General features: G+C 60.2%; 1 rRNA gene (only partly in view). It reads right to left on the bottom strand.

Features of this window, described 5'->3' with window-relative positions:
- Positions 1–246: ribosomal RNA gene (locus NZ853_11540) — 23S ribosomal RNA — on the bottom strand; its annotated part runs 287 nt beyond the window's last position; the annotation flags it as partial.

Below are 246 nucleotides of genomic sequence, written 5' to 3' on the forward strand. Positions count from 1 at the left end.
TTTTTGATAAACAGTCGGCACCACCCGGTCTCTGCGACCCACAGGAGCTTACACCGCGAGGGCTTCACTCCCACGGGCCCCCCTTCTACCAAGGGTACGGGGGTAATTTGCCGAGTTCCTTGAGGAGAGTTCCCCCGACGCCTTAGGCTGCTAACCCAGCCCACCTGTGTCGGTTTCCGGTACGGGCAGCGATGCTTCAACGCCAGCGCCGTTGTTTCTCGGCAGTGTGGCGTCAGAAGAGTTACC

Source organism: Leptospiraceae bacterium (assembly GCA_025059995.1).
In the GTDB taxonomy this organism is placed as follows: Bacteria; Spirochaetota; Leptospiria; order Leptospirales; family Leptonemataceae; genus SKYB61.